The sequence below is a fragment of the Kribbella sp. NPDC048928 genome (assembly GCF_043197975.1).
Classification (GTDB): Bacteria; Actinomycetota; Actinomycetes; order Propionibacteriales; family Kribbellaceae; genus Kribbella.
This window is the reverse complement of the sequence record NZ_JBICUC010000009.1, coordinates 326,381-350,465: the sequence shown is the minus strand read 5'-3', so window position 1 is coordinate 350,465 and position 24,085 is coordinate 326,381. Positions and strand designations below refer to the sequence as shown.

Here is a 24,085-nt window from a genome sequence, read left to right as displayed (position 1 = left end):
GTTGACATAGCCTTGTCAACGTTGACATTTCTTCCTAAGGTGCCTGCCGTGACCACCGTTTCCCGCCGTACTTTCCTGCGCACCAACGCCGCTCTGGCCACCGGCCTGGGCGTCTCCGCCGCGCTGCCGGCGCAGTCCTGGTCCTCCCCCACGACCCCTTCCTCGCCTACCTCGTCGCCCGTCGGCCGGCCGTTGCGCGCGACCCGCGCGGACGACTGGACCCAGCTGTTCGACCGCCGCTCCGGCTGGATCGGCGCCGACGGGATCTACTCCGTCCCGCTCGACGGCCGCGACGGGCTCGGCGCGGCGACGCCCGGCTCGCGCACCGCGTTCATCTTCAGCGACACCCGGATCGGCACCGTCGATCCGCAGACACTGACGTACGACCAGACCGGATTCATCAACAACTCGTCGGCGGTGCTCGTCGGCAATCGTCCCGACCCGGCACACGCGACGTTCGTGATCCCGGACGGCGGCGCCTTCGGCAACGGGTTCTGGATGAACGACGGGATCGCGATCGGCGACACGCTGTACGCGACCGGGTTCGCACCGGACTCCAACTGGAACGCAGCGCGGGTCGACCTGATCGCGGTACCGCTGGTCGACGGCACGCCCGACTACACCGCCGTACGCCGGACCGAAGACGTCGGTCTACTCGTCCGGGACGAGACGTTCATCGTGATGTTCGGCGTCGGCATCACGCCGGCCGCGGACGGTTACGTGTACGTCTACGGCTATCGGAACAGGTTGTCGAACGGGCAGAAGGACCTGGTCGCGGCACGGGTCCGCCGGGACTCGTTCGCTGACATCTCGACCTGGCGCTTCTGGAGCGGTACGTCGTGGAGCCCGGATGTCACGGTCAGCGTGCAGGATGCCGCCGTACTGCATCCCGACGTCTCGACCGAACTGAGCGTCACGCCGATCCCGACCGGGCGGTACGCCGGGAAGTACCTGCTGGTGTACCTGCGCAACGTGAACTCCACCGGGCTTGAGTACGCGGTCGGATCGTCGCCGGTCGGGCCGTTCTCGGACGGGGTGCGGTTCTACAACTGTCCCGAGCCTTATGTGTACGAGTCGCAGACCGAGGGCGGTACGTACTGCTACAACGCGAAGGCGCATCCGAGCCTGTCGTCCGACGGGCGGTTGCTGATCAGCTACAACGTGAACCGGCTCGGGGCGGATCCGCTCACCACCGAGATCTACCGGCCGCGCTTCGTCTGGCTCGATCTGCGGCAATGGGCTGACGTACCTGATGTTCCGCGCGCATCGTCCGATGTTGCTGCAGTACGCGACTGGACGGCGGTCGGGGCACGGCCGCGGTTGGTGCTCGATCTGGAAGGCCGGCGCGTGCTGTCCGGGTATCGGATCAAGCATGCTGGGTACGAGGGCGCGAGTGCCTTCACCACCAGGGACTTCACAGTCGAGGCGGCGTCATCGACGCGCGGACCGTGGCGGCGGGTGGATGTTGTCACCGGCAACATCGAGAACCTCACCGACCACCGCTTCGAACGTCCGGTGCCCGCAAGGTACCTCCGGCTGACAGTCGATCGGCCGACGCAGTCCGACGATCAGACCGCTCGGGTGCTGGAGTTCGCTGCTGTCGTTGATGCTTCGGGTGTTCCTGATCTGGCGCAGTACCGGCCGGTTCTGGCGGACGCCGCGAACAGCACCGCGCACTACGTGACGGATCCGTCCGCGGGCTTGTGGGAGAACGCGTCCGGCCACGCGCCGACCTGGTTGTCCGTAGACCTCGGCGTCGACCGCACGATCGGCAGCTACATCGTCGAACACGCCGGCGTACCAGACCTCAACACCCGCGACTTCCAACTCCAGTCCAGCACCAACAACAAACAATGGACCACCCAGGACACCGTCACCAACAACACCTCCCCCACAACAACCCGCCCGGTAGTTCCCTTCACCGCCCGCTACATCCGCCTACTCATCACCACCCCAGCAACAACCCCAACCCAACCCACCCGAATCAAATCCCTAACCCTCCACCCCCCAACCTGACCCACCCAACCCCAGCCCCGCCCAGACCCTCGAGTCGTGGCGAATGGCTCAGCGCATCAGCCGCGAGTCGTGGATTTAGGTTGCCCCACACAGCCCAAATCCACGACTCGACGAAGGTTGATCCGCGGACCGCGCCGCCAGGCCACACCAACAGCCAACTCCACCGACTCGTGGCGAACGGCTCGAGGCGTCAACCGCGAGTCGTGGAAATCGGCCGCCAAACCGGCGAATCCTCAACCCAAATCCACGACTCGGCGACCCGCCGCTCCTCCAGGCCGCCGAGTCGTGGCGGATGGCTCGGAGAGGGCGGGTTCGCATAGTCGGGGGTGGTTTAGGCGAGGAGTTCTAGTTGGGCTAGGGGGGTGGGGGTGGGGAAGGTTAGGCGGTAGTGCTGGTGGGGGGCGGGGGTGGGGATTTTGAAGGGGCGGGTTTGGTGGGGCCAGCGGAAGGTGGTGGTGGTGCGGGTGTCGAGGACGGTCCACGTGGTGCCGTCGATGGAGCCTTCTAGATGCCACGTGGTGGGTCCGGCGCCGGAGCCTGATGTCAGCGTGTAAAGCGTCGCGGTGGCGGGCGCCGGGAGCGACCAGGTGATGGTGTCGACCGTGGTCTCGGTTGCTGAGGTGTCGTCGAAGAGCGGGTTGTCCGGATCGACCGGTACGAGGTCGACGAGCGGGCTCGCAACGGAGTCGCCAACAGTCAGCGCGGGCGGCAACTCCAGCGTCCCCCAGTCGGACGGCGAAGCGCCCAGCGTGAAGTCGAGTCGCCCCGCAGCAGTCAGGTCCGCGTGCGTTATAGATGCCACAGGCAACTGCTTGCCGTCGACCTGAACCTCTTGCACATAAGGATGTTCGGCACCCGAAGCAGTGATCGTCAACGGACGACCGCCAAGCGGAGACACCAGTACGCGCGGGAACAGCGGCGACCCGATCGCGTACTCCGGCGCGCCCATCCGCAGCGGATACAGACCGAGCGCCGCGAACAGGTACCACGCGGACATCTCGCCGTTGTCCTCGTCGCCCGGATAGCCCTGACCGATCTGCTCCCCGACGTACAGCCGATCGAGCACCTCGCGCACGATCGCCTGCGTCTTGGAAGGCACACCGGCGTAGTTGTACATCCAGGCGATGTGGTGCGCCGGCTGGTTCGAGAACCCGAACTGTCCCATCCGGATCGCCTGCGCCTCGAGCATCTCGTGGATGACGATCGAGTATGTCCCCTTCTTCACCGCCAGCTCGGGCGTGGAGAAGTACCCGTCGAGCTTGGCCTCCAGGCCGGCCGGACCGCCGTACAGGTTGGCCAGACCGCGCGGGTCGTGCGCAACGTGGAACGCGAAGTTCCAGCCGTCGGTCTCGGTGAAGTCGCCGCCCCACTCCTCGGGGTCGAAGTCGGCCGGGCTCTTGGCGAACGTCCCGTCGGGACGCCTCCCCTGGAAGAAGTTGATGTCGTTGTCGAACAGCAGCACGTAGTTCAGCGAGCGCCGGCGCAGATACTCCGCCTCCTCGAGCAGCTCGGCGCGACGCTCCGCCGGTACGGCCGGGTCATCGGCCAGCCGCGATGCCATCTGGGCGAGACCGAAGTCGTTCAGGTACGCCTCGAGCGACCACGACACGCTCTCCTCGGTGTCGGTGCTGACGTACCCGGCGAAGAACCCGGTCTCGACCCCCTTGCGCCCGACCTCGGTCGCCGCCGGCGCGACGGTGGCGTTCCGCAGTCCAGCGTCGTAGGTCGCCAACGGATCGGGCAGCGCGACACCCTTGAGGTAGGCGTCGGCGAACGACACGTCCGAACTTGTCCCGGTCATGCAGTCTGCATACCCGGGCGAGGACCAGCGCGCGATCCACCCGCCGTCGCGGTACTGCTGCACAAAGCCGTCGACCAGTTCCGCGGACAGCTCCGGGTAGAACAGTGCGTACGCCGGCCAAGCCGTCCGGTACGTGTCCCAGAACCCGCTGTTGACGTACATCTTTCCGGGCTGCACGACCGCGTTGGTCTCGCGCTCAGTGGCCTCGCCCTGCACTGGCTGCACAGGGCTCGCGTAGTGGTATTCCGGCGCTTCCACCGTGCCCACGTTCTCGAAGTGCGAGTTCGGGTAGAGGTTGAGCCGGTACAGGTTGCCGTACACGGTCCGCAGTTGCGGCGGCGTCGCGCCCTCGGGGCGGATGACCTGCAGCCGCTCGTTCCAGATCGCGTTCGCGGCGGCCTGCAGCTGCTCAAACGATTGTCCGTCGAGCTCCAGCTCCAGGTTGTGCCGCGCCTGGTCGACCCCGATGAACGAGGTCGCGATCCGCAACGTCACCTCGGGTACGTCGAAGCTCGCCGCGCGGGCGTTGTCGCGACCACCCGAGGCTGCGCCGAAGGTGGTCGGTGCGGTCGAGAACACGCCGTAGCAGAACATCCGGGTGGCCCCGGACTCGGAGCGCGGCGAACCGTTCTCCACCCAGCCGGTGAGCGCGGTCCCGTCGTACGAGAAGCCGCCGTTCTCGTCGATCGTGTCGAAGATCAGGTGCCGCCCGGCGGCGCCGGCCGGGAAGGTGAACCGGAAGATCGCGCCGTGATCCGAGGGGGTGAGTTCCGCGCGGACGCCGTTCGCGAGCGCGACCGAGTACAGGTCGGGGCGCGCGATCTCGTCGTCGTGGCTGAAGGCGGTCGCGCGCTCGGCCGGATCGCCGAGCGGTTCGGCGGCGGCGACCGGCATGATCGTGAGCTGGTCGCGGTCGCCCATCCAGGGGCTCGGCTGGTGCGAGAACGTCAGGCCCTGGAGCTCCGGGCGGTTGTCGGCGTTGTTGGCGCGGTGGTACTCGTACGGCCAGCGGTGCGTCGACGCGTTGGTGACCGGGGTGAGGAAGTTGAACCCGTTCGGCCAGGCGGTGATCGGGAGCGTGTTTCCGCGGGAGAAGTCGTGGCTGGCGTTGGTCCCGCGGCGCGTGTCGACGTACGCCGCCAGATCCGAACCGTTCGGCTCGGCCGGCGCCGGACCGACCTCGACATCGTCGATCCAGCCCGCGAACTCGTGCCCCGCCTCCGGCGCATCCACCACCAGTAGCAACTGCGCAATCGTTTGCCCCGCAGCTGCGGTGAGATCCACCTGGACGTCGTTCCACTGTCCGGCGTACAGGATCTTCGCCGCCCCCTGCCCCGCGGCGTCAGCCGGCTTCCCGTACTGGTCGATCCCCACATGCCGCGACCCGTCCGCGAACACGACCTCGACCGCCACGTACGTCGCGGAGTACGTCAACGCCTCATCGAGCTCCGGATAAACCTTGTACCGCAGCCGATCCCCCGCCGAGACAACCGTTCCCCCACCAGGCAGCCCCACCTCCTGCCGCCCACCACCAGCCCCCGAGTACCGCGTCCCCTCAACGGAACTGAACCCACCCGACGAACTAGTAGCCCCACCAGGCCCACGCCCACTCTCAATAATCACCCCACGATCCTACGAACCAGCCCAGCCAGTCGGCGCTTGGCGGCGACAACCGTTCAGCAGTTGGACAGGTGTGGGTCAGTGGGGTGGTGGGGGTGGGGTGTTGCCGGCGTTTAGCCAGGTTAGGTAGTCGGTGGCGGTGGCGTGGGTGGGGCGGAGGGTCAGGCCGGCGGTTTGGGCTCGGGTGGTGTTGAGGTGGAAGGTGCCGTCGTTGGAGCCGTCGTGGGGGAGGTGGAAGCGGTCGACGGCGGGTGACCAGTCCATCGGGGGTGGGTCGGGTACGACGGAGCGCCAGGTGGTGGCGAGTTCCGCGAGGGTTTGCGTGGGGCCGACGGCGTTGAACGGGCCGGAGGCGCGGTCCACGGTGAGGCGGAGGAGGAAGGCCGCCAGGTCGCGGGCGTCGATGTACTGGACGGGCTGCTCGGGACGGGCCGCGCACTCCATCGGTTCGCCGTGCGCGAGCGCCCAGCCCCAGTTGCCGAAGTCGGGGTTGTACGGGCCGAGAACGAACCCGGACCGTACGGCGGCGGTACCTTCGCCGAAGGTGGCAGTGAGCAACGATTCGCACCGGACCTTCGACGGCCCGTACAGATCCATCGTGAAGTGGTCCTCGGGAGCTCCAGCAGGCCAGTCGAGCAACGCGGCGGACTCCGTCATGCCGACGTCGGTCTTGCTCGCGTACACCGCGATCGAGGACATGTACGTGTAGTGCCCGCACCGATCGCGCAGTACGGCGGCACTCAGCGACACGTCCCGGACGAGGAAGCCAGACATGTCGATCACGCCGTCCCATTCACCGCCGGCGAGCGCATCAGGCGCGGCGCGCTCGCCGATGATCCGGCGGACGGAGGGGAACAGCGACGGATTCGTCAGGCCGCGGTTGAACAGCGTGACCTCGTGGCCGTCGGCGAGCGCCGCCTCGACCACATGCCGGCCGAGGTTCTTCGTGCCGCCGAGTACGAGCAGCCTCATGGCAGCTGCTCCACGACGTCCGCCAGCTCGGCGATCAGCGGATCGATCCACTCCTCGGATCCGGGGATCGTCCGCAGACCCTCCTCGACGACGAACGCCAACGCGAGCAGGCAGAAGCACGCGCCGCCGACGAGCAGCTGCCGATCCACGAGGAACGGATCAGCCCCCGCGGCCTCGACGTACCGTGCGACGATCGGCCCGCGCTCGTAGCCGAGGGCAACGGCATCGCGGACCAGGGTGTACAGGTCGCTCAGGTGTGGCGCGACGTACGCCAACGGCCAGTCGACCGCGGTCCAGTGGGTGCCGTCCGTCACCAGGTTCTTCGGTACGAAATCTCCGTGCACGATGCCAAGCGGCGCATCGCGGTGCAGCCGCTCGAGTGCGTCCACCAGCGGCTCAAGGTCGAAGTCGATCCGGCCGATCCGGGTTGCAAGCTCCTTCACCTGCCCGGGCGGGAAGTCGCTCGCCCCGTCCACAGGCTTCCCGCGGATCTCCGCGACCAGCGCGGCCGCCGCCACGAACCCGTCCGCGGTCGGCTCCTGCTCGAGCGTCACCCGCCCGACGTCTTCCAGCATCAGTACGCCGTCAGCGCCGTACAGCAGCCGTGGTGCCGGCATCTCGAGCGGTACGACGAGACGCTCGTACACCGCGTCCTCGCCGGCCTGGGTGTCCGTCCCGCGCTTCACGATCACGCTGCGCAGCCCGTACGACAGCCGCCAGACCTCCGACGATCCCCACTGCCGCAGCAGCTCGGTGTGCACCGCCTCCACCGCCGGCGCCTGCGTAACCTCCAGCACGACGTCACGTGGAATCCAGCCAGGAACCATCCGAGAAGTAGACCACGCACAGTCGCCAGGTCGCCGCCGAATTAGGGTGTCCATATGACTGACAACGCCTGGGGCTTCGGCCTCGCCACCGTTACGACCGCCGGCGACGTCCTGGACGTCTGGTACCCGGCGCCCCAGCTCGGGTCGCGGCCGGACGACGCGAAGGCACCGGCGGAGCTGATCGCCGCCGAGGGCGCCGACGAGTTCCGTCAGGTACGGCGTGCGGTGGTCGAGACCCAGATCGCGCTCGACGACGCCCCGAGCGGTACCGCGGACGCGTACCTGCGGCTGCACCTGCTCAGCCACCGCCTGGTCCGCCCGCACGGCGTCAACCTGGACGGCATCTTCGCCGCCCTCCCGAACAACGCCTGGACGTCGCTCGGCCCGGTCCCGGTCGACGAGATCGAGAACGTCCGGCTGCGGACCCGTGCCGCGGGGCAGCACCTGAGCGTGACGAGCGTCGACAAGTTCCCGCGGATGACGGACTACGTCGTACCGTCCGGTGTCCGGATCGGTGACGCGGACCGCGTCCGGCTCGGCGCGCACCTGGCCGAGGGCACGACCGTCATGCACGAGGGATTCGTGAACTTCAACGCCGGCACGCTCGGAACGTCGATGGTCGAGGGCCGGATCGTCGCCGGGGTCGTGGTCGACGACGGCAGCGACATCGGCGCGGGCGCGTCGATCATGGGCACCCTGTCCGGCGGCGGCAAGCAGGTCATCTCGATCGGCAAGCGCTGCCTGCTCGGCGCGAACGGCGGCACCGGCATCTCGCTCGGCGACGACTGCGTGGTCGAGGCGGGCCTGTACGTGACTGCCGGTACCAAGGTCACGCTCCCGGACGGCGCCGTGGTCAAGGCCCGCGACCTGTCCGGGCAGCCGGGCCTGCTGTTCATCCGCAACTCGGTCACCGGCGCGGTCGAGGCGCGTCCGCGGACCGGCCAGGGCATCACGCTCAATGAAGCACTGCACGCCAACGCCTGACCATCCGAAAGTATGAGCCGGGACGAAAGTATGAATCCGGCAACCGGTGTGCGGCTGCGCACGTCAACCAGTTCGTGACCCGCGAACCGGAACCTGTCCCCCGCCCCCGGACGTTGGGAGCGGTATGCCCGTGAAGCGTGGTGCCGTGGTGGCCGTCGGTGCCATCGGCGTGCTCAGCCTCGCGATCGGGGCCGGGATCGCCTGGCTCGGCGGCAAGCACGTGGGGACGCTGCTGCCGCCGACCGAGGAGTGCACGGCGACGGTCAACGAGACCCTGGTTGTGCTCGACTTCGAGCAGGCCGAGTCCGCCGCGATCATCGCCGGGATCGCGGTCCGGCGCGGGCTGCCGGCCCGGGCGGCGACGATCGCGCTCGCCACCGCGTACCAGGAATCGAATCTGCGGAACCTCGCGCACGGGGACCGCGACTCGCTCGGGCTGTTCCAGCAGCGGCCGTCACAGGGCTGGGGTACCGCGAAGCAGGTCCAGGACCCGTACTACGCGACCGGCAAGTTCTACGACGCGCTGGTGAAGATCAAGAACTACCAGAAGCTCGAGATCACGGTCGCCGCCGACAAGGTGCAGCGCAGCGCGTTCCCGCGGGCGTACGCCGATCACGAGGCGGATGCGCGGGTGCTCGCGTCGGCGCTGACCGGGCAGTCGAAGAGCGCGTTCAGCTGCACGGTGAACACCCGCGACGTACCGCAGGAGACGATGGGAGCGAACGGGCTGACGCCGCGCGCGGAGCTCGTCCGGAAGGACCTGCTGCGGACGTTCGGGAAGCTGTCCACCGGCGGGTACGCCGCGGGCGGGGTCCGGGACGGGCACATGGAGGGGTCCGCGCACTACGACGGGCGGGCGGTGGACGTGTTCGTGCGGCCGATCTCGACGGCGAACACCACCAAGGGGTGGGCGATGGCGCAGTACCTGGTCGCCCGGGCGAAGTTGCTGAACATCAAGACGGTGATCTTCAGCGACAAGATCTGGACGGCCGGCGGGCAGTCGGACTCCGGCTGGCGGCACTACACCCCGCCGGAACGCTCCGGCGACCCGAAGATCCTCCGCCATCTCGACCACGTCCACGTCGACGTCCTCGCCCAATAACCACAACGTCCGAAGAACGGCGGCCCCAGAGCCGCCATCCTTCGGACGTTGAGTGATCTAGTAACTACTCGTCGTGCTCTTGCGGGGGCAGGGCCGCGATCTCCCTCACTCCCGCCTTTCTTCTTTACTCGTCGTGCTCTTGCGGGGGCAGGGCCGCGATGAACGGGTGATCCTTGTCGATCTTGCCCATCTTGGACGCACCGCCGGGCGAGCCGAGGTCGTTGAAGAAGTCGACGTTCGCGGTGTAGTAGTCCTTCCACTGCTCCGGGGTGTCGTCCTCGTAGTAGATCGCCTCCACCGGGCAGACCGGCTCGCACGCTCCGCAGTCGACGCACTCGTCGGGGTGGATGTACAGCATCCGGTTGCCCTCGTAGATGCAGTCGACGGGGCACTCCTCGACACAGGCGAGGTCCTTCAGGTCAACACACGGCTGCGCGATGACGTAGGTCACTGCTACTCCTCCTATGGCAGGCAAGCGCAGCGTTGAGTTGGGGGTGCTGCGATGCGGTGATGCAAGATGTCTCTAGTATCACGGTAGTACGTCGCCCACTGTGCCAGGAGTCCGGATCGTGTCAGGCCTGGGTGGCCGTGATATCGGCCACCGTGTCGTCGTCCGGCACCGGATTCCGGGCGGATTGACCGACGTGATCGGCGTCCTGCAGGCGTGGACCTCTGAGTTCGTCACCGTCCGGCACGCGGACAGCACCCTGCACGAGATCGCCACCGGCGACGTGACAGCGGCCAAACCGATCCCCGAAATGCCGCTCCGGCCCGTCGACGTGGACCAACTCTTCCTCACAGCCGCACTAGGCCGCCCAGCGGCGGAGACGGCGCACATCGGCCAATGGTTGCTCCGTGCATCCTCCGGCTGGACAGGTCGCGGCAATTCCCTGCTCCCGGCCGGCATCCCCGGCGTCCCGGTCGCGGACGCACTCGAGCGGGCCGTCGCCTTCTACACGGAGCGCAACCTCCGCCCACAGGCACAGGTACGCGTCGGCAGTCCCCCGGACCAGGAGATTCGTGCGCTCGGCTGGGTCGACGCCCGCCCGGAGCAGTCCGACGTACTGGTCATGCACACCACGCTCGACCATGTGAACGCCAAGCCTGCCTACGAGGTGCAGGTGGCCGAGCGGCCGAATGACGCGTGGTACGCGACCGCCTTCGAAGGCCCCGTGCCAGCGGTCGCCCCGCAGGTGCTCGAAAAAGCGGCCAAGACGATGTTTGCGTCGGTAGTGCTGGACGGACGTGTGGTGGCGGTCGGGCGTGGGTCGATGACGGGGCACTGGCTGGGTGTGGACGCCATCCGGGTCAGCGCGGACTTCCGGCGTCGCGGGCTCGGTACGGCGATCGTCCAGGGCCTGGCGCGCTGGGCAGGACCCGACGGCGGCCGCCGTACCTATCTCGAGGTCCTGCTGGAGAACGGTGCCGCGATGGCGACGTACACCCGTCTCGGCTACCAGGAGGCGTACCGGTACCGCTATCTGACCAACCGCTGAGCCGCACGTGCCCCGATCAGCGTCAGCACGACAAACCCGGCCAGTACGACGCTCAGTGCGCGGCCCGGGTCAGCAGCGAGGGCGGCGTACGTAGAGCCAGCCAGCGCAACGCCCAGAGCACCTGAGAGCTGGGCGTTCGTCGCCACGACGCCGGACAGGTCAGCCGCGTACTCCGCCGACATGCTGGACGTCACGGCGCCTATCAGCGTGTTGGCGCTGATCCCGAGCCCCAGACCGCCAACACCGAGCAGGGCGAACAGCAGTGGTCCAGTCGTACCGCCCAGGACCAGGTAGGTCAGTACGGACACGTAGCCGACAGCCAGAACCAGGCAGCCCACCACTGGCATCCACCGCGCTGCCCTGCGCAGCCTGGGCAGCACAGGTCCAGCGAGACCGAAGGCCGCGACCCAGACGACCATGGCGAAGCCGGAGTAGGCAGGGCCCTTGTGCAGACCGCCCTGGAGGTAGAGGGCGAGTACGAAGAGCAGGGCGAAGTACGAGCCACTCGTGCACCCATGCGCTAGCAGACCGGCTCGAACGGACGGGTTGCTGAGCACCTGCCGCGCGATGAGCGGCCGGCCACCACGGGCGGCTGTCCGACGTTCGCCGTACTCGAAGACCATCAGAGCCGGGATGCTGAGCAGCAGGCACAGCCAGGACCAGGTGGGCCAGCCGCGTTCGGAGCCGAGCAACAGCGGGACGATCACGAGCAGGACGGCTGTGGACAGCGCGAGTACGCCGCCGAGGTCCAGGCGATCGCGGTGGCCGGGCGGATCCGGCGGGAGCAGGCGACGGCCGGCCGCGGCGAGCACGAGGCCGATCGGAACGTTGACGAGGAAGATCGGGCGCCAGCCGGTGCCGAACAGATCCGCCGCGATCAGGACGCCACCGAGCAACTGACCGGCCACCGCCCCACCGGACAGTGCGATCGAGAAGTACCCGAGCGCCTTGAGCCGATCGTGGCCCTGGAAGTGCAACTGGATCCCGCTCAGCACCTGCGGGACCATCAGCGCCGCCCCGGCACCTTGGACGAAGCGGGCGCCAACCAGTGAGGTGATGCCCGGCGCGAGACCGCAGGCGAGCGAGGCGGCAGTGAACACGGTCAGCCCGGCCAGGAACGTCCGTCGGTACCCGAGCGATGCGCCGAGCCGGGCCCCGGTGATGAGCAGTACGGCGAACGCGACGACGTACCCGGAGACGACCAGACCCACCGCCCCGGCCGAAGCGTGCAGGTCGGAGCCGATCGACGGGCCGGCGATGTTCGCGACCGCGGTGTCGATGTTGGCCATGAACTGCCCGGTGAGCAACACCGCGAGCACCGCGCCCCGGTTACGAGTAGTAAGCACGCCGGTAGAACGGTGTGAGCCCACAGAGATGTGAGGGGGTTAGGCTCCGGGGCTATGGCGGATCACGTGGTTGAGCGGCCGGAGTATGCGGGGGACTTCGAGGGGACGGTGCGGGTGGAGTACACGCCGCATCCGGACGACGGGGTGGCGGATCCGGGTGAGATCGTCTGGACCTGGGTGCCGTTCGAGGAGGACCACCACCGCGGCAAGGACCGCCCGGTGCTCGTCGTCGGCTGGGACGAGCCGTACCTGCTGGCCCTCATCCTGACCAGCAAGGACCATGACCGCGACGCCGCCGACGAGGCGCGCTGGGGCCGCGTCTGGCTCGACATCGGCAGCGGCCCGTGGGACAAGGAGCACCGGCCGAGCGAGGTCCGGCTGGACCGCGTCCTGCGCATCGACCCGCAGCAGGTCCGCCGCGAGGGCGCCGTCATCGACGAGCCGCTCTTCGACCAGGTCGCGAACGGCCTCCACCAACTACACCGCAGTTAGCTCGGTGGTGGGGTGGTGATGCCTGCGGGCGGGGTCGGCGTGGTGCCGGGCTTGGGGCCGCAGCGGATGTCGTCGGCGGCGTTGTACTTCGTCATGAACGACTCGGTCTTCTGCCGGGCGCCGTTCTTCGCGAAGTACCGGTAGACGGTGATGTCGAAGCCCGGGGTCGGCGCCTGCGGCTTGCAGTCGGCTTTGGTGTTGTAGATGACCTTGGGCTGCCGGACGTTCGACTTGCCGGACGCACCGGCAGTGATGTCCCAGACCTTGGTGCCCCAGATGACGACCTTGATGCTGCCCTTGCTGCCGGACGGCGTCGAGGCCTTGAAGATGGTCTGCACCAGGACGCCGTGGCCGGAGTCGTTGAGGAACTTCAGGTCGACCGTCGGCCAGGCCACGGTCGCCTCGCGGCCGACCGGGTAGCGGGAGATGTAGACGCTGTGCGCCTTGTGCGCCACGATCTTCAGCCCGGAGAAGAACGCCGCGTTGAACGTCGTCGTCGCCGACTGCGAGACGCCGCCGCCGAGGTCCTCCTTGAACTTGCCACCGCTGATGATCGTGCCCTCGGTGAACCCGTTCTCCTTGGTCCGCTCGCCGACGATCTTGTTCAGGCTGAACTCTTCGTTCGGCTTCAGCAGGGTGCCGTTGATCCGCGCCGCCGCGGTGCCGATGTTCACGTTGCGGTACGTCGCCGGCGGGAAGGTGGTCTCGAACTCGCCCATCTTCTGGGTGATCCCGAGCGCGGCCGCCTGCTCGGTGGTGAACTTCGCCTTGGTCGGCGTCAGCGGCACGGCGGCCCGCCGCTCGCCGGTCGGCTTCGGCAGGGCGGACAGGATCGCGGCCCCGACCTTGGTCCGGTCCACGACCAGGCCGTTGACGGCCGGCACCACCTTCGGCGCGGCGCCGACGATCTGCACTGTCGCGTCCTTCGGCAGCGTCTCCAGGGTCTTGAACCGCTGCACGAACAGCGGCTCCAGCGTCTTGACGTTCAGCGCCGGGATGACCTTGCCCTCCTGGACGCTGACCGACAGCGCCGGGGCCAGCTCGGCCGGCTCCAGATCCACCGACTTCGAGCCGACGGTCAGCCGGACCGGGCCGGACATGGCCGGCTCCGCGAACTCCTTGACGGCCTTGTCGATCGCGTCGGACCCGGCCTGCGGCTTGGTCACGCCGACCGGCAGTTCCTTCGCTTTCCCGTCCGAGGGGTACGCGGCCACCACCGCGCCGGCCGCCTTGGCGGTGTCCAGCTGCAGGCCCTCGCCCGGCTCGTGCTTGACCGGCTGGGTGCCCTTGAAGGTGATCGTGCCCTCGGTTGCCTTGCGGTTCACCTGACCGGCCAGCTTCTCGACGGCGGCCTTGAGCTTCGCCTCGTCCTTGGCGATCACCGGGTCGACCGCGTCGCCGCCGGTGAGCGCCCGCCAGATCCGGCCCGGCGCCAGGCTGCGGCCCGCACCGGCCGCGTCGACGGTCTTGTCGACGTCCACCGAGAGTCCGGCCTCGGCCGGCGCGACCTGGAACTTCGACCCGCCCGCGGTCAGCGCGATCGGTGCGCCCACCCGGTCCTGCAGGCCGGCGGTCAGCTTGGCCGTCGCGGCGTCCTTGGACAGGCCCCCGATCGGGACCCCGAGCACCGTCGTCGAGCCGGGAATCTTGTCACCGGCAAACGCGAACGCCGCGCCGTAGCCGACGACGATCACACCGAGCCCCGCGGCGGCGATGATCCCCGCGAGCTGCTTTCTCCCCACCGGAAAGAGTCCTCCTGCACGAGCCGTGGTCAGGGCACAAGCGCACATCCTACGGGACGTGGGAGGCCCGGCCACCCCTCGGGGCGGCCCCTTGCTGCCCCGCGGACAACGTTCAGTTTCCGGGCAGTTCCCGATAGTGACCGGAGTAGTAGAGCAGCGCTCCCGGAGCGGCCGGATGCCCGGTTCCGAGGCTCAGCACCTCGCCCACCACGATCGTGTGGTCTCCCCCGTCGTACGTCGCCCAGGTCCGGCACTCGAGCCAGGACTGGGCGCCGTCCACCGTCGGGCAGCCGGTCTTCGGGCCGGCCGACGTGGCGATCCCGTCGAACTGGCTGTACAGGTCCCGCCCGGACCGGGCGAACCGCTCCGCGATCGGCTGCTGGTCCGCGGCCAGCACCGAGATCGCCCAGTACCCACAGTCGAGTACGGCGGCGTGCATCCGGACGCCCTTGTCGACGCAGACGAGGACCAGCGGCGGATCGAGCGACACCGAGCCGAACGCGTTCGCGGTCATGGCGTGCGCGACGCCGTCCTGCAGCGTGCTCATGATCGTGATGCCGGACGCGAACCGGCCGAGCGCGGCACGGAACTCCGCCGGCGGCACGCTCCCACTGGGCTCGGTCGAGGACACGTCAGCAGGCTATGCCCACTGCGACAGCCTCGCCCCGACCGAGCGTGTGGGAACGGTCACCTCACAGTCGGACCGCTGAAACCGTCTACAGGCCGGCGAACAGGTCGTGCTCGAGGCCGTCCGCGTCCGGGGCGGCGGTGCCCTTGACCAGCCGGTACGGCTCGGAGGCCCAGATCTGGTTGCCGTTGTTGTTCGACAGGGCGAAGAACGGGCCGTCGACGGTGATCTGGGTGGCGTGCGCCTTCATCGCGTTCATCTTCCGGTCGAGGAACTCCTCGCCCTCGATGACGCAGTCGATCAGCCGGTCCGGGGTGATCATCGGCGGCAGCGGGCCGTCCGGGTCCATGCCCTCGAAGGTCGTGGTGTCGCCGGAGTCGCGGAGCGCCCGCAACTGCTCGCGCATCCGGGACTCGGCCATCGCGGTCCAGTAGATCTTCGGGACGTCCCACGCCGGGCCGAGATCCTCCCGGTACGAGCGGGCGGCGGCCAGGTCCGCGGCGTAGGTCGCGACGCGGTGCGCCTTGATGTGGTCCGGATGACCGTAGTTGCCCCACTCGTCGTAGGTCACCAGGACCTGCGGCCGGAGCTCCCGGATGACCGGGACCAGATCGTTCGCCGCGGCGACGAGGTCGGCCTGCCAGAAGCTGTCCTTACGGGTGTCCGGCGGGACGTCGGCGTTGCCCTCGGCGTTGTAGATCATCCCGGTGTCGCGGTACTTGCCCGGGCCACCGAGGAAGCGGTGGTCGGTGACACCGAGCTCGGCCATCGCGTTCGTCAGCTCGCCGATCCGGTGCGGGCCGAGCCCGTCGGTCTGGTCGGCGGCCAGGTGCGCGAGCTCGGGGACCAGGACCTCGCCCTCCTCGCCGAGGGTGCAGGTGATCAGGGTGACGTGCGCTCCCTCGGCCACATAGCGCGCCATCGTCACACCGTTGTTGATGGTCTCGTCGTCCGGGTGGGCGTGCACCAGCAGCAGCCGGCGCTCAGCAAGCTCAACCATGCCGAAAGCCTACGTCGGCCCTCGGACAGTCCTGGGATCGCGGCGGCTCAGCCGAAGCGGCGGACGAGCAGACAGCCCGCCTGGAACCGCGACTTCGCGCCCAGGCCGGAGATCAGCGCGCTGATCTCCGAGCGCACGGTCCGCAGCGACAGCCCGAACTCGCGGGCGATCGCGGCGTCCTTCGCGCCGGTCGACATCATCCGGCCGATGGCCACCTGGCGGGTGGTCAGCTCGCGGACCGCGGCGGGCGTGCGCCGGCGCGATCCGAGCTCGTACACCTCACAGACGGCGTCCGGCGCGAGGTCGATCCTGGACACCGCCGGGACTGCCGGGTACACCGACATAGGTCACTCCTCCCCAAGAGTCAGGCAAGGATTCTCGTCCCGCGACTGGACCACTTGCCAGGTACAACCCATACAAACGACCCATACAGTTTCGCTGCGTGAGCGAACGGCGCCGGATGGCAGTGTGATGTCTACCACTTACAAGCTGGTACGAAGTTTCGCGACGAACGGACGGTCCGGGACCAGCCAGCCCGTTTCGTCCAGCTCGGCGGCCGCGAACCACCGGAGTTCGGAGTGTTCCCGAAGGACCGGATCGCCGGACAGGACCGTCGCGCGATAGACCCGCAGCCGGTACTCGGGCGAGATGTCCACACCCGGCCCGAGCGACTCCCCGACCTTGATCTCCAGGTCCAGCTCCTCGCGGATCTCCCGGACCGCGGCCTGCTCGTCGGTCTCCCCCGGCTCCACTTTCCCGCCCGGGAACTCCCAGCCGCCGTCCGGTCCCGGCCGGTACGCCGCCAGCACCCGCCCGTCCGCCACCATTGCCACTCCCACGACGGTCCTCATGGCGCGACTCTGCCAGAAACTGTCCATCGGATGCGGCACGATGCCCCCATGCCCTTACAGAACAGGGTTCTGCCCACCCAGGAGATCGTCGCCGACCCCGGCCGCGGCCTGCTGATGGGCAACCGCGGCAGTATCCACCGCCCGGACCGCACGCTCGGCAGCACCCGCTGGCGGTCGAAGGCGTGGATCTGCTGCGTCCTTGAGTGGAAGGGCGTCCGGCGCGATCCGATGCCGCCCGGCCGCTGGACCGCGCTGTTCTTCTTCGACGAGGCGGTCGCGCTCGCCGCCGGCCACCGCCCCTGTCATTACTGCAGACGCAGGGATTTCCTGCTGTACGCCGGAGCATGGGCGACCGCCAACGGTCTTCCCGAACGCCCACGGGCGGCCGAGCTGGATGCCGTACTGCACCACCAACGAGTCGTTTCGCGGACCAGGCGGCAACGCACCACCGTTCAGGACCTTGCGGAGCTGCCTGACGGCGCAATGATCCGGTTCGACGGAAGGCCCGCGCTGGTGCTCGGCGGGCAGGTGCTGCCATGGTCCTGGGAGGGATATGAGGCGCCGCGGCAACCACCTGGACTGCACCAGGTCGAGGTGCTCACGCCGGCGGCGAATCTTCTTGTCCTGCAGGCCGGATTCGCTCCATTACTCCACCCGTCGGCACGGTCGCAACTGAGGTAACCCTAACCCGGAACACGCCGTACCGACGGGTCTTCCGTTGGGCGCTTCGCGGGGGCAAAGTGTGCCCATACTGACAGCTACATAACCATCACTGGAGTAGGCATGGGTGAAGGCAACAACAGCGTTGCCGCGGTCGCTCGCGCGCTCGAAGGGCTACACGCTGCCGTCGGCAACCTCGGCCAGGAGTACGGTGACACCCTCGGGATCCGCCGCCTGGTGTCCGATGTGGCGCGGTTGAGCGACGATCTCGCAGAGCTCGGCCAGCCCGACCCCAAGCACAGGCCCGGACCAGGTCCGGAGGAACTCGAGGAGATTTCCGACGTGGAGTACGACGCGTCCATGTGGACAGACGCGGAACATGAAGGCTTCGGCGCGCCTGACAGGCACGCTCCCTGATGGCCACCGGGGTAAGCGCACCCGGCCGCGCACAGGTCGGCCTCAAGACCGCAAGATCGGACAAGTGGTGGCTCGCGCCGTTGCGGATCGGCGTGATCCTGCTGTTCTTCATCGTCTACGCGACGATCCGGATCTTCATGAACAAGTGGTACTGGGTCGGTGACTTCCACTACCTGACACCGCTGTACTCGCCGTGTGTGACCAGCAGTTGCGTCGAGGGCTCCAGCCATCTCGGCACCTGGTTCGGCGACTTCCCGCGCTTCCTGCCGTTCAGCCTGATCACGTTCGTGATCCTGGCCGGCTTCCGCGGCACCTGCTACTACTACCGCAAGGCGGGCTACCGGTCGCTGTTCTTCGCGCCGGCCGCGTGCGCGGTGCCCGAGCCGCACAAGAACTACACCGGTGAGCGGAAGTTCCCGCTGATCGCGCTGAACCTGCACCGCTACTTCTTCTACGGCGCGCTGGTCTTCGGTCTGCTGAACGTCTACGACGGCGTCCAGGCCTTCCACGGCGACGGCGGCGGCTTCGGCATCGGGCTCGGCACGGTGATCATCTGGGTCAACCTGGTCTGCCTGTGGCTGTACACGCTGTCCTGCCACGCCTGCCGGCACATCGTCGGCGGCCGCCTGAAGAACTTCTCCAAGCACCCGATGCGCTACCGGTACTGGACCTTCGTGTCCAAGCTGAACCCGAAGCACGGCACTTTCGCGATGACGTCGCTGTTCACCGTGATCCTGACCGACTTCTACATCATGGCGGTCTCCGCCGGGTGGTTCTCCGACCTGCGCATCATCAACTGACCGGGAATCTCGAGACATGACTGAGCTGGAACGACACTCCTACGACGTCGTCGTGATCGGGGCCGGCGGCGCCGGTCTGCGCGCGGCGATCGAGGCCCGCGCGCAGGGCAAGCGCACCGCGATCATCTGCAAGTCGCTGTTCGGCAAGGCGCACACGGTAATGGCCGAGGGCGGCGCCGCCGCCTCGATGGGCAACGCCAACTCCAAGGACAACTGGCAGGTGCACTTCGGTGACACCATGCGCGGCGGCAAGTTCCTGAACAACTGGCGGATGGCCGAGCTGCACGCCAAGGAAGCCCCGGACCGGATCTGGGAGCTGGAGACGTACGGCGCGCTGTTCGACCGGACGCCGGACGGCAAGATCAGCCAGCGCAACTTCGGCGGTCACACCTACCCGCGGCTCGCGCACGTCGGCGACCGCACCGGCCTGGAGCTGATCCGCACCCTGCAGCAGAAGATCGTCTCGCTGCAGCAGGAGGACTTCGAGGCCACCGGCGACTACGAGGCCAACCTCAAGGTCTACGCCGAGTGCACGATCACCGAGCTGCTCAAGGACGGAGACGCGATCTCCGGTGCCTTCGGGTACTGGCGCGAGTCCGGCCGGTTCATCCTGTTCGACGCGCCGGCTGTCGTGCTGGCGACCGGCGGCGTCGGCAAGTCCTTCAAGGTCACCTCGAACTCCTGGGAGTACACCGGTGACGGGCACGCGCTGGCGATGCGGGCCGGCGCGACGCTGATCAACATGGAGTTCATCCAGTTCCACCCGACCGGCATGGTCTGGCCGCCGTCGGTGAAGGGCATCCTGGTCACCGAGTCGGTCCGCGGTGACGGCGGTGTGCTGAAGAACTCCGAGGGCAAGCGCTTCATGTTCGAGTACGTCCCGGACGTGTTCCGGGCGCAGTACGCGGACAACGAAGAAGAGGCCGACCGCTGGTACAAGGACGCCGACAACAACCGGCGCCCACCGGAGCTGCTGCCGCGCGACGAGGTCGCCCGGGCGATCAACTCCGAGGTGAAGGCCGGTCGCGGGACGCCGCACGGCGGTGTCTTCCTGGACGTGTCGACCCGGCTTCCGGCCGAGGAGATCACCCGGCGGCTGCCGTCGATGCACCACCAGTTCAAGGAGCTGGCCGACGTCGACATCACCGCGGAGCCGATGGAGGTCGGTCCGACCTGCCACTACGTGATGGGTGGCGTCGAGGTCGACCCGGACACCGCGTCGTCGACCGTGCCCGGTCTGTTCGCGGCCGGTGAGGTGGCCGGCGGCATGCACGGCTCGAACCGGCTCGGCGGCAACTCGCTGTCCGACCTGCTGGTCTTCGGGCGGCGAGCCGGCCTGGGCGCCTCGACGTACGTCGACGGCCTGCAGGACCGGCCGAAGATCGACGAGGCGGCGGTCGACTCGGCCGCAGCCGAGGCACTGGCGCCGTTCGAGCTAGAGGGCGGCGAGAACCCGTACTCGATCCACCAGGACCTGCAGCAGTCGATGAACGACCTGGTCGGCATCATCCGCAAGGAAGAGGAGATGGAGCGCGCGCTCGGCCGGCTGGCCGAGTTCCGCGGCCGGATCGCGAAGATGACTGTCGAGGGGCACCGCCAGTTCAACCCGGGCTGGCACCTGGCGCTCGACCTGCGGAACATGCTGACCGTGTCCGAGTGCGTGGCCGGTGCCGCCCTGCTGCGGCAGGAGTCCCGCGGCGGTCACACCCGCGACGACTACCCGGGCATGTCGGCGGATTGGCGCAAGAAGCTGCTGGTCTGCAAGCTCGACGCCGAGGGCCAGGTGAACGTCACCGAGGAGCAGCAGATCCCGATGCGCGAGGACCTGCTGGACCTGTTCGAGCTCGACGAGCTGAAGAAGTACCTGACGGATGAGGAGCTGCCGGCCAAATGAGTTACCAAGGCAAATTCCGCGTCTGGCGCGGTGACTCCGAGGGCGGAGAGCTCAAGGACTACGAGGTCGAGGTGAACGAGGGCGAGGTCGTCCTCGACGTCATCCACCGGCTGCAGGCCACCCAGACGCCGGACATGGCGGTGCGGTGGAACTGCAAGGCCGGCAAGTGCGGCTCCTGCAGCGCCGAGATCAACGGCATGCCGAAGCTGATGTGCATGTGCCGGATGAACACGTTCGAAGAGGACGAGGTCGTCACGGTCACGCCGATGCGGACGTTCCCGGTGATCCGGGACCTGGTCACCGACGTGTCGTTCAACTACCAGAAGGCCCGCGAGGTGCCGTCCTTCAAGCCGCCGGCGGACCTCAAGCCGGGTGAGTACCGGATGCAGCAGCAGGACGTGGAGCGCTCGCAGGAGTTCCGCAAGTGCATCGAGTGCTTCCTGTGCCAGGACACCTGCCACGTGATCCGGGACCACGAGGAGAACAAGGAAAGCTTCTCCGGTCCGCGGTTCCTGATGCGGATCGCCGAGCTGGACATGCACCCGCTCGACACCGCCGACCGGCAGCACGCGGCCCAGGACCAGCACGGTCTCGGCTTCTGCAACATCACCAAGTGCTGCACCGAGGTGTGCCCCGAGCACATCAAGATCACCGACAACGCGCTGATCCCGATGAAGGAACGCGTTGCCGACCGCAAGTACGACCCGCTGGTCTGGCTCGGCAACAAGATCCGCCGCCGCCCGGCCTGATCGACGACGAAGCGCCCGGAACCCATCCAGGTTCCGGGCGCTTCTGCTTGTTCACTGCCGGTAGACCGACAGCTCGTAGACGATCGGCGCGTTGTCGTTGCCACTGAGGTAGAGGATCCGCGCCTTGCTACCGGTGACATCCGGGAACGTGACGGTGGTCGTCTCGCCCTTCTGCCCGAAACCACCGGTCCCCGAGTACGCCGGCTGCCAGGCGGATCCGTCCCAGTACTCGATCCGGTACGCGGTCGTACGGTTCGCGTACTCGGACACGGCGACCGCGTTGAACGTCGTACTGCGACCGAAGTCCACCGCAAGCCACTGCCCGGCCCAGCAACCGTTGCAGGCCTGCCAGTTCGTGCCCGGATCGTCGTCGAACGCGTTCGCCGCAACCTGCTGCACGTCCCAGCTCGAGCTCGCCGAGTAGGTCCCGCCGTACGTCAGATCCGGCGGGTCGGCGAGCGGATGCCGATACAGCCCCAACTCGCTGACCGTCACCGCCGCCGAGGCCACGAACCGCACCTTCGACGTAGAGATCCGCGGGAAGGTCAGCACCGTGCCCTCACCGGCCCCTCCGATCGTTCCCGCGCCGGACGCTGCCGTCTTCCACACCTGCCCGTCCAGGTACTCCACCCGGTACGACGCCTCACCGGCACCGGTCACGATCAGCGTGTCGAGCGCCGTCTCACCCCTGAACGTCGCCTCGAGGGTCGTCCCGGTCCAGCTGGTGCTTCGGTTGCGGTCGGCAACCTCTGGCGGGACTGTCGCCGCCGACGTCAGGTCCGGCAACGACTGGCGATAGGTGGCCGTCATCGTGGTACTCGTCCGGCCGTCGCGGGTCGCGACCGCTCGCAGTGTCACGTCCATCGGGTCGGCGAGCTGCATCGGCTTCGTGTACGGCTTCGTCGGGGTGCTGCCGTCGGTGGAGTAGCGAATGTCCGCGTGGGCGGTCGCCGTCCGAAGACCGACCGAGGTGGTTCCTTGGTACGGACCGCCGGGTGGGTCGGCGATGGGCTGGCGGGGTGCGTTGGCGATCGGTGCGGCTCGGGTGATCGACAGGACCCAATCCTCGGCGGACGGTCGCTGCGGAAGCATCAGGGCCCCTGCGGGTGCTTCGACCTTGCCGACGGGCGTGCGTTGTCCGGTACGAGGGTTGAACCACTCGGCCGTGTAGTAGTGATCCGGATCGAGTTTGCGGATCGTGCCGGTGGTCGTGCCGGCGCCGGTGAAGAGTGCGACGTACGCCTTGTTGCCGTCACTGGCCAGCACGTTGTCGCCACCGGAGCCGAAGTCCGACCACGCCGGGTCGCCGAAGTGCGGCGTGAGCTTCCACCAGTCCAGACCGCGGAAGAACTGGACGCCGTACGTGAGCTGATTGGCGGTCTCCCGGTCCGCGCCCGTCTTCCACCATTGGTACCGGGCGGGCAGCTCGTAGTCGGTGCCGGCGTCGATCGGCTCCCCCGGCGCGGAGTAGACGTCGTTCCAGACGCCCGACACGCCGTACCCGTAGCCGCGCAGCCCCAGCAGATACGCCTTGTAGAGCGCACTCAACGCGTGTCTGCCGTCGGTCCAGAAGTCCTCGTACGGCGTCTCGTAGGCGAGGCTCGGTTTGCCCGAAGCCCAGTACTCGGCGACCTTCCCGAGGTTCCAGCCGTCGGTGTACTGCAATTGAGCGGCGAACCCGTCGTGCCAGGGCTCGGTCCCGAAGCGTGAGTTCGCGACGCTGGTCTGGTCGGTGTTCTCCTGGTGCGGCATCAACGGCTGGTCGTACGCGTCGGCCGCATCGAGCGCCGTGATCGCGGCCGTCCACGGCGCCATCGCGTCACCGGCGTACACACCGTAGAAGTCGTTGTCGATCTCCTGCGCCACGGTCCAGATCACCGGGTACGCGCCGTAGCGAGCATCCCAGTAGCGCGCCACCGCGGCCATGTACTCAGGCGTCATCACCGCGGGGTTGTCGTGTGGTTGCGCGGCCCAGGAGATCATCGCGTTCGCGTGCACGAGACCGGCGTCGGCGACGTACGCGAACTTCTGGTCGAGCTGGGCGAAGCCGGCCAGGTCGGCGCTCGTCAGGCCGTTGGTGAGATCGGCCTGCGGCTGTTCGTCCGGCCGGTCGTGGACGCCGCCGTGCGGCTGCCAGATCGGCTCGGACTGGAACACGGTGAAGCCCTGCCCGACGCGCTTGTCCACGGTGTACTTGAACTGGTCGGTGCGCTCGTGCGGCAGGATCCAGTGCGTGTCACCGAGGTAGAAGAACGGCGTACCGTCGGCGTGCTGCAGGTAGTGCCCGTCCGCACTCGGCTTCAGGAAGCCGTGCTGATAGATCTCCAGGTTGCCTTGGTACGGTACGGCCCGGATCGTCGCGGACACGTTGCCGAGTCCGGCGTCGTTGGAGCTCGTACGCATCGTCCACGTCCCCGCGGACGGTGGAGCGAACCGCACCTTCCACGACGAACCGCCGTCCCAGAACGCGGGCCGCGTAATGACTCTCCCCTGCGGTCCTCGGAACGTCGCGGTCGCCTGTACGTCGGCGAACGGGTCGGCGTACGTGGCACGCGCGGTCAAGGGGATCTCGAGGGACCGCCACGTCTCGACGGTGTAGGACGCCGATGCCCCGCCGGCCTCGGCACCGGGCACGACGAGCGTCCCGAGGGACAGAGTCACCAACACAGCCAACACCCTCACGAAGGT

General features: G+C 68.2%; 21 protein-coding genes. 10 read left to right on the top strand and 11 right to left on the bottom strand.

What is annotated here, in order from left to right; genetic code table 11:
- Nucleotides 1-48: 48 nt before the first annotated feature.
- Nucleotides 49-2,016 carry a discoidin domain-containing protein gene (locus ACGFI6_RS34645; protein ID WP_393126211.1) on the top strand — a complete coding sequence of 656 codons (1,968 nt, stop codon included), beginning with the start codon at nucleotides 49-51 and terminating at the stop codon, nucleotides 2,014-2,016.
- Between the two features lie 331 nt (nucleotides 2,017-2,347).
- On the opposite strand, the gene ACGFI6_RS34640 is transcribed toward ACGFI6_RS34645, so the two are convergent.
- The 3 genes from ACGFI6_RS34640 to ACGFI6_RS34630 form a co-directional block, all read right to left on the bottom strand.
- Nucleotides 2,348-5,440, bottom strand: coding sequence for a GH92 family glycosyl hydrolase (locus tag ACGFI6_RS34640; protein ID WP_393126209.1), 3,093 nt, complete (start codon nucleotides 5,438-5,440; stop codon nucleotides 2,348-2,350).
- 75 nt (nucleotides 5,441-5,515) lie between these two features.
- Nucleotides 5,516-6,409 (bottom strand): NAD-dependent dehydratase, encoded by an 894-nt coding sequence (locus ACGFI6_RS34635; protein WP_393126207.1) that lies wholly within the window; start codon nucleotides 6,407-6,409, stop codon nucleotides 5,516-5,518.
- On the bottom strand, nucleotides 6,406-7,236 hold the full coding sequence (locus ACGFI6_RS34630; RefSeq protein ID WP_393126206.1) for a phosphotransferase family protein: 831 nt from the start codon (nucleotides 7,234-7,236) through the stop codon (nucleotides 6,406-6,408). The genes ACGFI6_RS34635 and ACGFI6_RS34630 overlap by 4 nt, the downstream gene beginning before the upstream one ends.
- A 54-nt stretch (nucleotides 7,237-7,290) precedes the next feature.
- On the opposite strand from ACGFI6_RS34630, the gene dapD reads away from it, so the two are divergent.
- Together dapD and ACGFI6_RS34620 are read left to right on the top strand one after the other, a co-directional pair.
- A complete protein-coding gene (gene dapD, locus ACGFI6_RS34625) occupies nucleotides 7,291-8,220 on the top strand; it encodes a 2,3,4,5-tetrahydropyridine-2,6-dicarboxylate N-succinyltransferase (RefSeq protein ID WP_393126204.1) in 930 nt (309 codons plus the stop codon).
- A 124-nt stretch (nucleotides 8,221-8,344) separates the two neighbouring features.
- Nucleotides 8,345-9,322, top strand: coding sequence for a hypothetical protein (locus tag ACGFI6_RS34620; protein ID WP_393126202.1), 978 nt, complete (start codon nucleotides 8,345-8,347; stop codon nucleotides 9,320-9,322).
- Nucleotides 9,323-9,446: 124 nt separating this feature from the next.
- Here ACGFI6_RS34620 and fdxA read toward each other — a convergent pair whose 3' ends face one another.
- The gene (fdxA, locus tag ACGFI6_RS34615) at nucleotides 9,447-9,773 is read right to left on the bottom strand and encodes a ferredoxin (protein ID WP_131285641.1); all 327 of its coding nucleotides are present in this window, start codon (nucleotides 9,771-9,773) and stop codon (nucleotides 9,447-9,449) included.
- Between the two features lie 118 nt (nucleotides 9,774-9,891).
- Between fdxA and ACGFI6_RS34610 the strand changes: the two genes are divergently transcribed.
- The gene (locus ACGFI6_RS34610; RefSeq protein WP_393126198.1) at nucleotides 9,892-10,818 is read left to right on the top strand and encodes a GNAT family N-acetyltransferase; all 927 of its coding nucleotides are present in this window, start codon (nucleotides 9,892-9,894) and stop codon (nucleotides 10,816-10,818) included.
- Here the strand turns inward: ACGFI6_RS34610 and ACGFI6_RS34605 are convergent.
- Nucleotides 10,800-12,164 (bottom strand): MFS transporter, encoded by a 1,365-nt coding sequence (locus tag ACGFI6_RS34605; RefSeq protein WP_393126196.1) that lies wholly within the window; start codon nucleotides 12,162-12,164, stop codon nucleotides 10,800-10,802. The two genes, ACGFI6_RS34610 and ACGFI6_RS34605, sit on opposite strands and share 19 nt — an antisense overlap.
- A 54-nt stretch (nucleotides 12,165-12,218) precedes the next feature.
- On the opposite strand from ACGFI6_RS34605, the gene ACGFI6_RS34600 reads away from it, so the two are divergent.
- Nucleotides 12,219-12,656, top strand: coding sequence for a type II toxin-antitoxin system PemK/MazF family toxin (locus ACGFI6_RS34600; RefSeq protein ID WP_393126193.1), 438 nt, complete (start codon nucleotides 12,219-12,221; stop codon nucleotides 12,654-12,656).
- Here the strand turns inward: ACGFI6_RS34600 and ACGFI6_RS34595 are convergent.
- The 5 genes from ACGFI6_RS34595 to ACGFI6_RS34575 all read right to left on the bottom strand — a co-directional run bounded on the left by ACGFI6_RS34595 (nucleotide 12,653) and on the right by ACGFI6_RS34575 (nucleotide 16,877).
- Nucleotides 12,653-14,398, bottom strand: a complete 1,746-nt coding sequence (locus ACGFI6_RS34595) for a VanW family protein (RefSeq protein ID WP_393126190.1) — start codon at nucleotides 14,396-14,398, stop codon at nucleotides 12,653-12,655. The genes ACGFI6_RS34600 and ACGFI6_RS34595 overlap by 4 nt on opposite strands.
- A 112-nt stretch (nucleotides 14,399-14,510) precedes the next feature.
- A complete protein-coding gene (locus tag ACGFI6_RS34590) occupies nucleotides 14,511-15,029 on the bottom strand; it encodes a flavin reductase family protein (RefSeq protein ID WP_393126188.1) in 519 nt (172 codons plus the stop codon).
- Nucleotides 15,030-15,114: 85 nt separating this feature from the next.
- A complete protein-coding gene (mshB, locus tag ACGFI6_RS34585) occupies nucleotides 15,115-16,026 on the bottom strand; it encodes an N-acetyl-1-D-myo-inositol-2-amino-2-deoxy-alpha-D-glucopyranoside deacetylase (protein WP_393126185.1) in 912 nt (303 codons plus the stop codon).
- Nucleotides 16,027-16,073: 47 nt separating this feature from the next.
- Complete coding sequence (locus ACGFI6_RS34580; RefSeq protein ID WP_393126183.1) at nucleotides 16,074-16,370, bottom strand: LuxR C-terminal-related transcriptional regulator; 297 nt, start codon at nucleotides 16,368-16,370, stop codon at nucleotides 16,074-16,076.
- 138 nt (nucleotides 16,371-16,508) lie between these two features.
- A complete protein-coding gene (locus tag ACGFI6_RS34575) occupies nucleotides 16,509-16,877 on the bottom strand; it encodes a (deoxy)nucleoside triphosphate pyrophosphohydrolase (RefSeq protein WP_393126181.1) in 369 nt (122 codons plus the stop codon).
- A 48-nt stretch (nucleotides 16,878-16,925) separates the two neighbouring features.
- On the opposite strand from ACGFI6_RS34575, the gene ACGFI6_RS34570 reads away from it, so the two are divergent.
- From ACGFI6_RS34570 to ACGFI6_RS34550, 5 genes are all read left to right on the top strand, one after another.
- On the top strand, nucleotides 16,926-17,558 hold the full coding sequence (locus ACGFI6_RS34570; RefSeq protein ID WP_393126179.1) for a hypothetical protein: 633 nt from the start codon (nucleotides 16,926-16,928) through the stop codon (nucleotides 17,556-17,558).
- A 102-nt stretch (nucleotides 17,559-17,660) separates the two neighbouring features.
- Nucleotides 17,661-17,954: a hypothetical protein gene (locus ACGFI6_RS34565; protein ID WP_393126177.1), complete on the top strand. Its 294-nt coding sequence runs from the start codon at nucleotides 17,661-17,663 to the stop codon at nucleotides 17,952-17,954.
- A complete protein-coding gene (locus ACGFI6_RS34560) occupies nucleotides 17,954-18,754 on the top strand; it encodes a hypothetical protein (protein WP_393126176.1) in 801 nt (266 codons plus the stop codon). The genes ACGFI6_RS34565 and ACGFI6_RS34560 overlap by 1 nt, the downstream gene beginning before the upstream one ends.
- Before the next feature lie 16 nt (nucleotides 18,755-18,770).
- A complete protein-coding gene (locus ACGFI6_RS34555; protein ID WP_393126174.1) occupies nucleotides 18,771-20,648 on the top strand; it encodes a fumarate reductase/succinate dehydrogenase flavoprotein subunit in 1,878 nt (625 codons plus the stop codon).
- A complete protein-coding gene (locus ACGFI6_RS34550; protein WP_393126172.1) occupies nucleotides 20,645-21,397 on the top strand; it encodes a succinate dehydrogenase/fumarate reductase iron-sulfur subunit in 753 nt (250 codons plus the stop codon). Before ACGFI6_RS34555 ends, ACGFI6_RS34550 begins: the two co-directional genes overlap by 4 nt.
- 51 nt (nucleotides 21,398-21,448) lie before the next feature.
- On the opposite strand, the gene ACGFI6_RS34545 is transcribed toward ACGFI6_RS34550, so the two are convergent.
- Complete coding sequence (locus ACGFI6_RS34545) at nucleotides 21,449-24,064, bottom strand: DUF4038 domain-containing protein (RefSeq protein ID WP_393126169.1); 2,616 nt, start codon at nucleotides 24,062-24,064, stop codon at nucleotides 21,449-21,451.
- Nucleotides 24,065-24,085 lie beyond the last annotated feature (21 nt).

What these genes read in the sequence shown, in the direction of transcription:
- dapD (WP_393126204.1), top strand. Translation starts at nt 7,291, where the DNA reads ATGACTGACAACGCCTGGGGCTTCGGCCTCGCCACCGTTACGACCGCC.
- ACGFI6_RS34620 (WP_393126202.1), top strand. Translation starts at nt 8,345, where the DNA reads ATGCCCGTGAAGCGTGGTGCCGTGGTGGCCGTCGGTGCCATCGGCGTG.
- ACGFI6_RS34635 (WP_393126207.1), bottom strand. Translation starts at nt 6,409, where the DNA reads ATGAGGCTGCTCGTACTCGGCGGCACGAAGAACCTCGGCCGGCATGTG.
- ACGFI6_RS34580 (WP_393126183.1), bottom strand. Translation starts at nt 16,370, where the DNA reads ATGTCGGTGTACCCGGCAGTCCCGGCGGTGTCCAGGATCGACCTCGCG.
- ACGFI6_RS34575 (WP_393126181.1), bottom strand. Translation starts at nt 16,877, where the DNA reads ATGAGGACCGTCGTGGGAGTGGCAATGGTGGCGGACGGGCGGGTGCTG.
- ACGFI6_RS34565 (WP_393126177.1), top strand. Translation starts at nt 17,661, where the DNA reads ATGGGTGAAGGCAACAACAGCGTTGCCGCGGTCGCTCGCGCGCTCGAA.
- ACGFI6_RS34550 (WP_393126172.1), top strand. Translation starts at nt 20,645, where the DNA reads ATGAGTTACCAAGGCAAATTCCGCGTCTGGCGCGGTGACTCCGAGGGC.
- ACGFI6_RS34570 (WP_393126179.1), top strand. Translation starts at nt 16,926, where the DNA reads ATGCCCTTACAGAACAGGGTTCTGCCCACCCAGGAGATCGTCGCCGAC.
- ACGFI6_RS34560 (WP_393126176.1), top strand. Translation starts at nt 17,954, where the DNA reads ATGGCCACCGGGGTAAGCGCACCCGGCCGCGCACAGGTCGGCCTCAAG.
- ACGFI6_RS34600 (WP_393126193.1), top strand. Translation starts at nt 12,219, where the DNA reads ATGGCGGATCACGTGGTTGAGCGGCCGGAGTATGCGGGGGACTTCGAG.
- mshB (WP_393126185.1), bottom strand. Translation starts at nt 16,026, where the DNA reads ATGGTTGAGCTTGCTGAGCGCCGGCTGCTGCTGGTGCACGCCCACCCG.
- ACGFI6_RS34630 (WP_393126206.1), bottom strand. Translation starts at nt 7,236, where the DNA reads ATGGTTCCTGGCTGGATTCCACGTGACGTCGTGCTGGAGGTTACGCAG.
- ACGFI6_RS34555 (WP_393126174.1), top strand. Translation starts at nt 18,771, where the DNA reads ATGACTGAGCTGGAACGACACTCCTACGACGTCGTCGTGATCGGGGCC.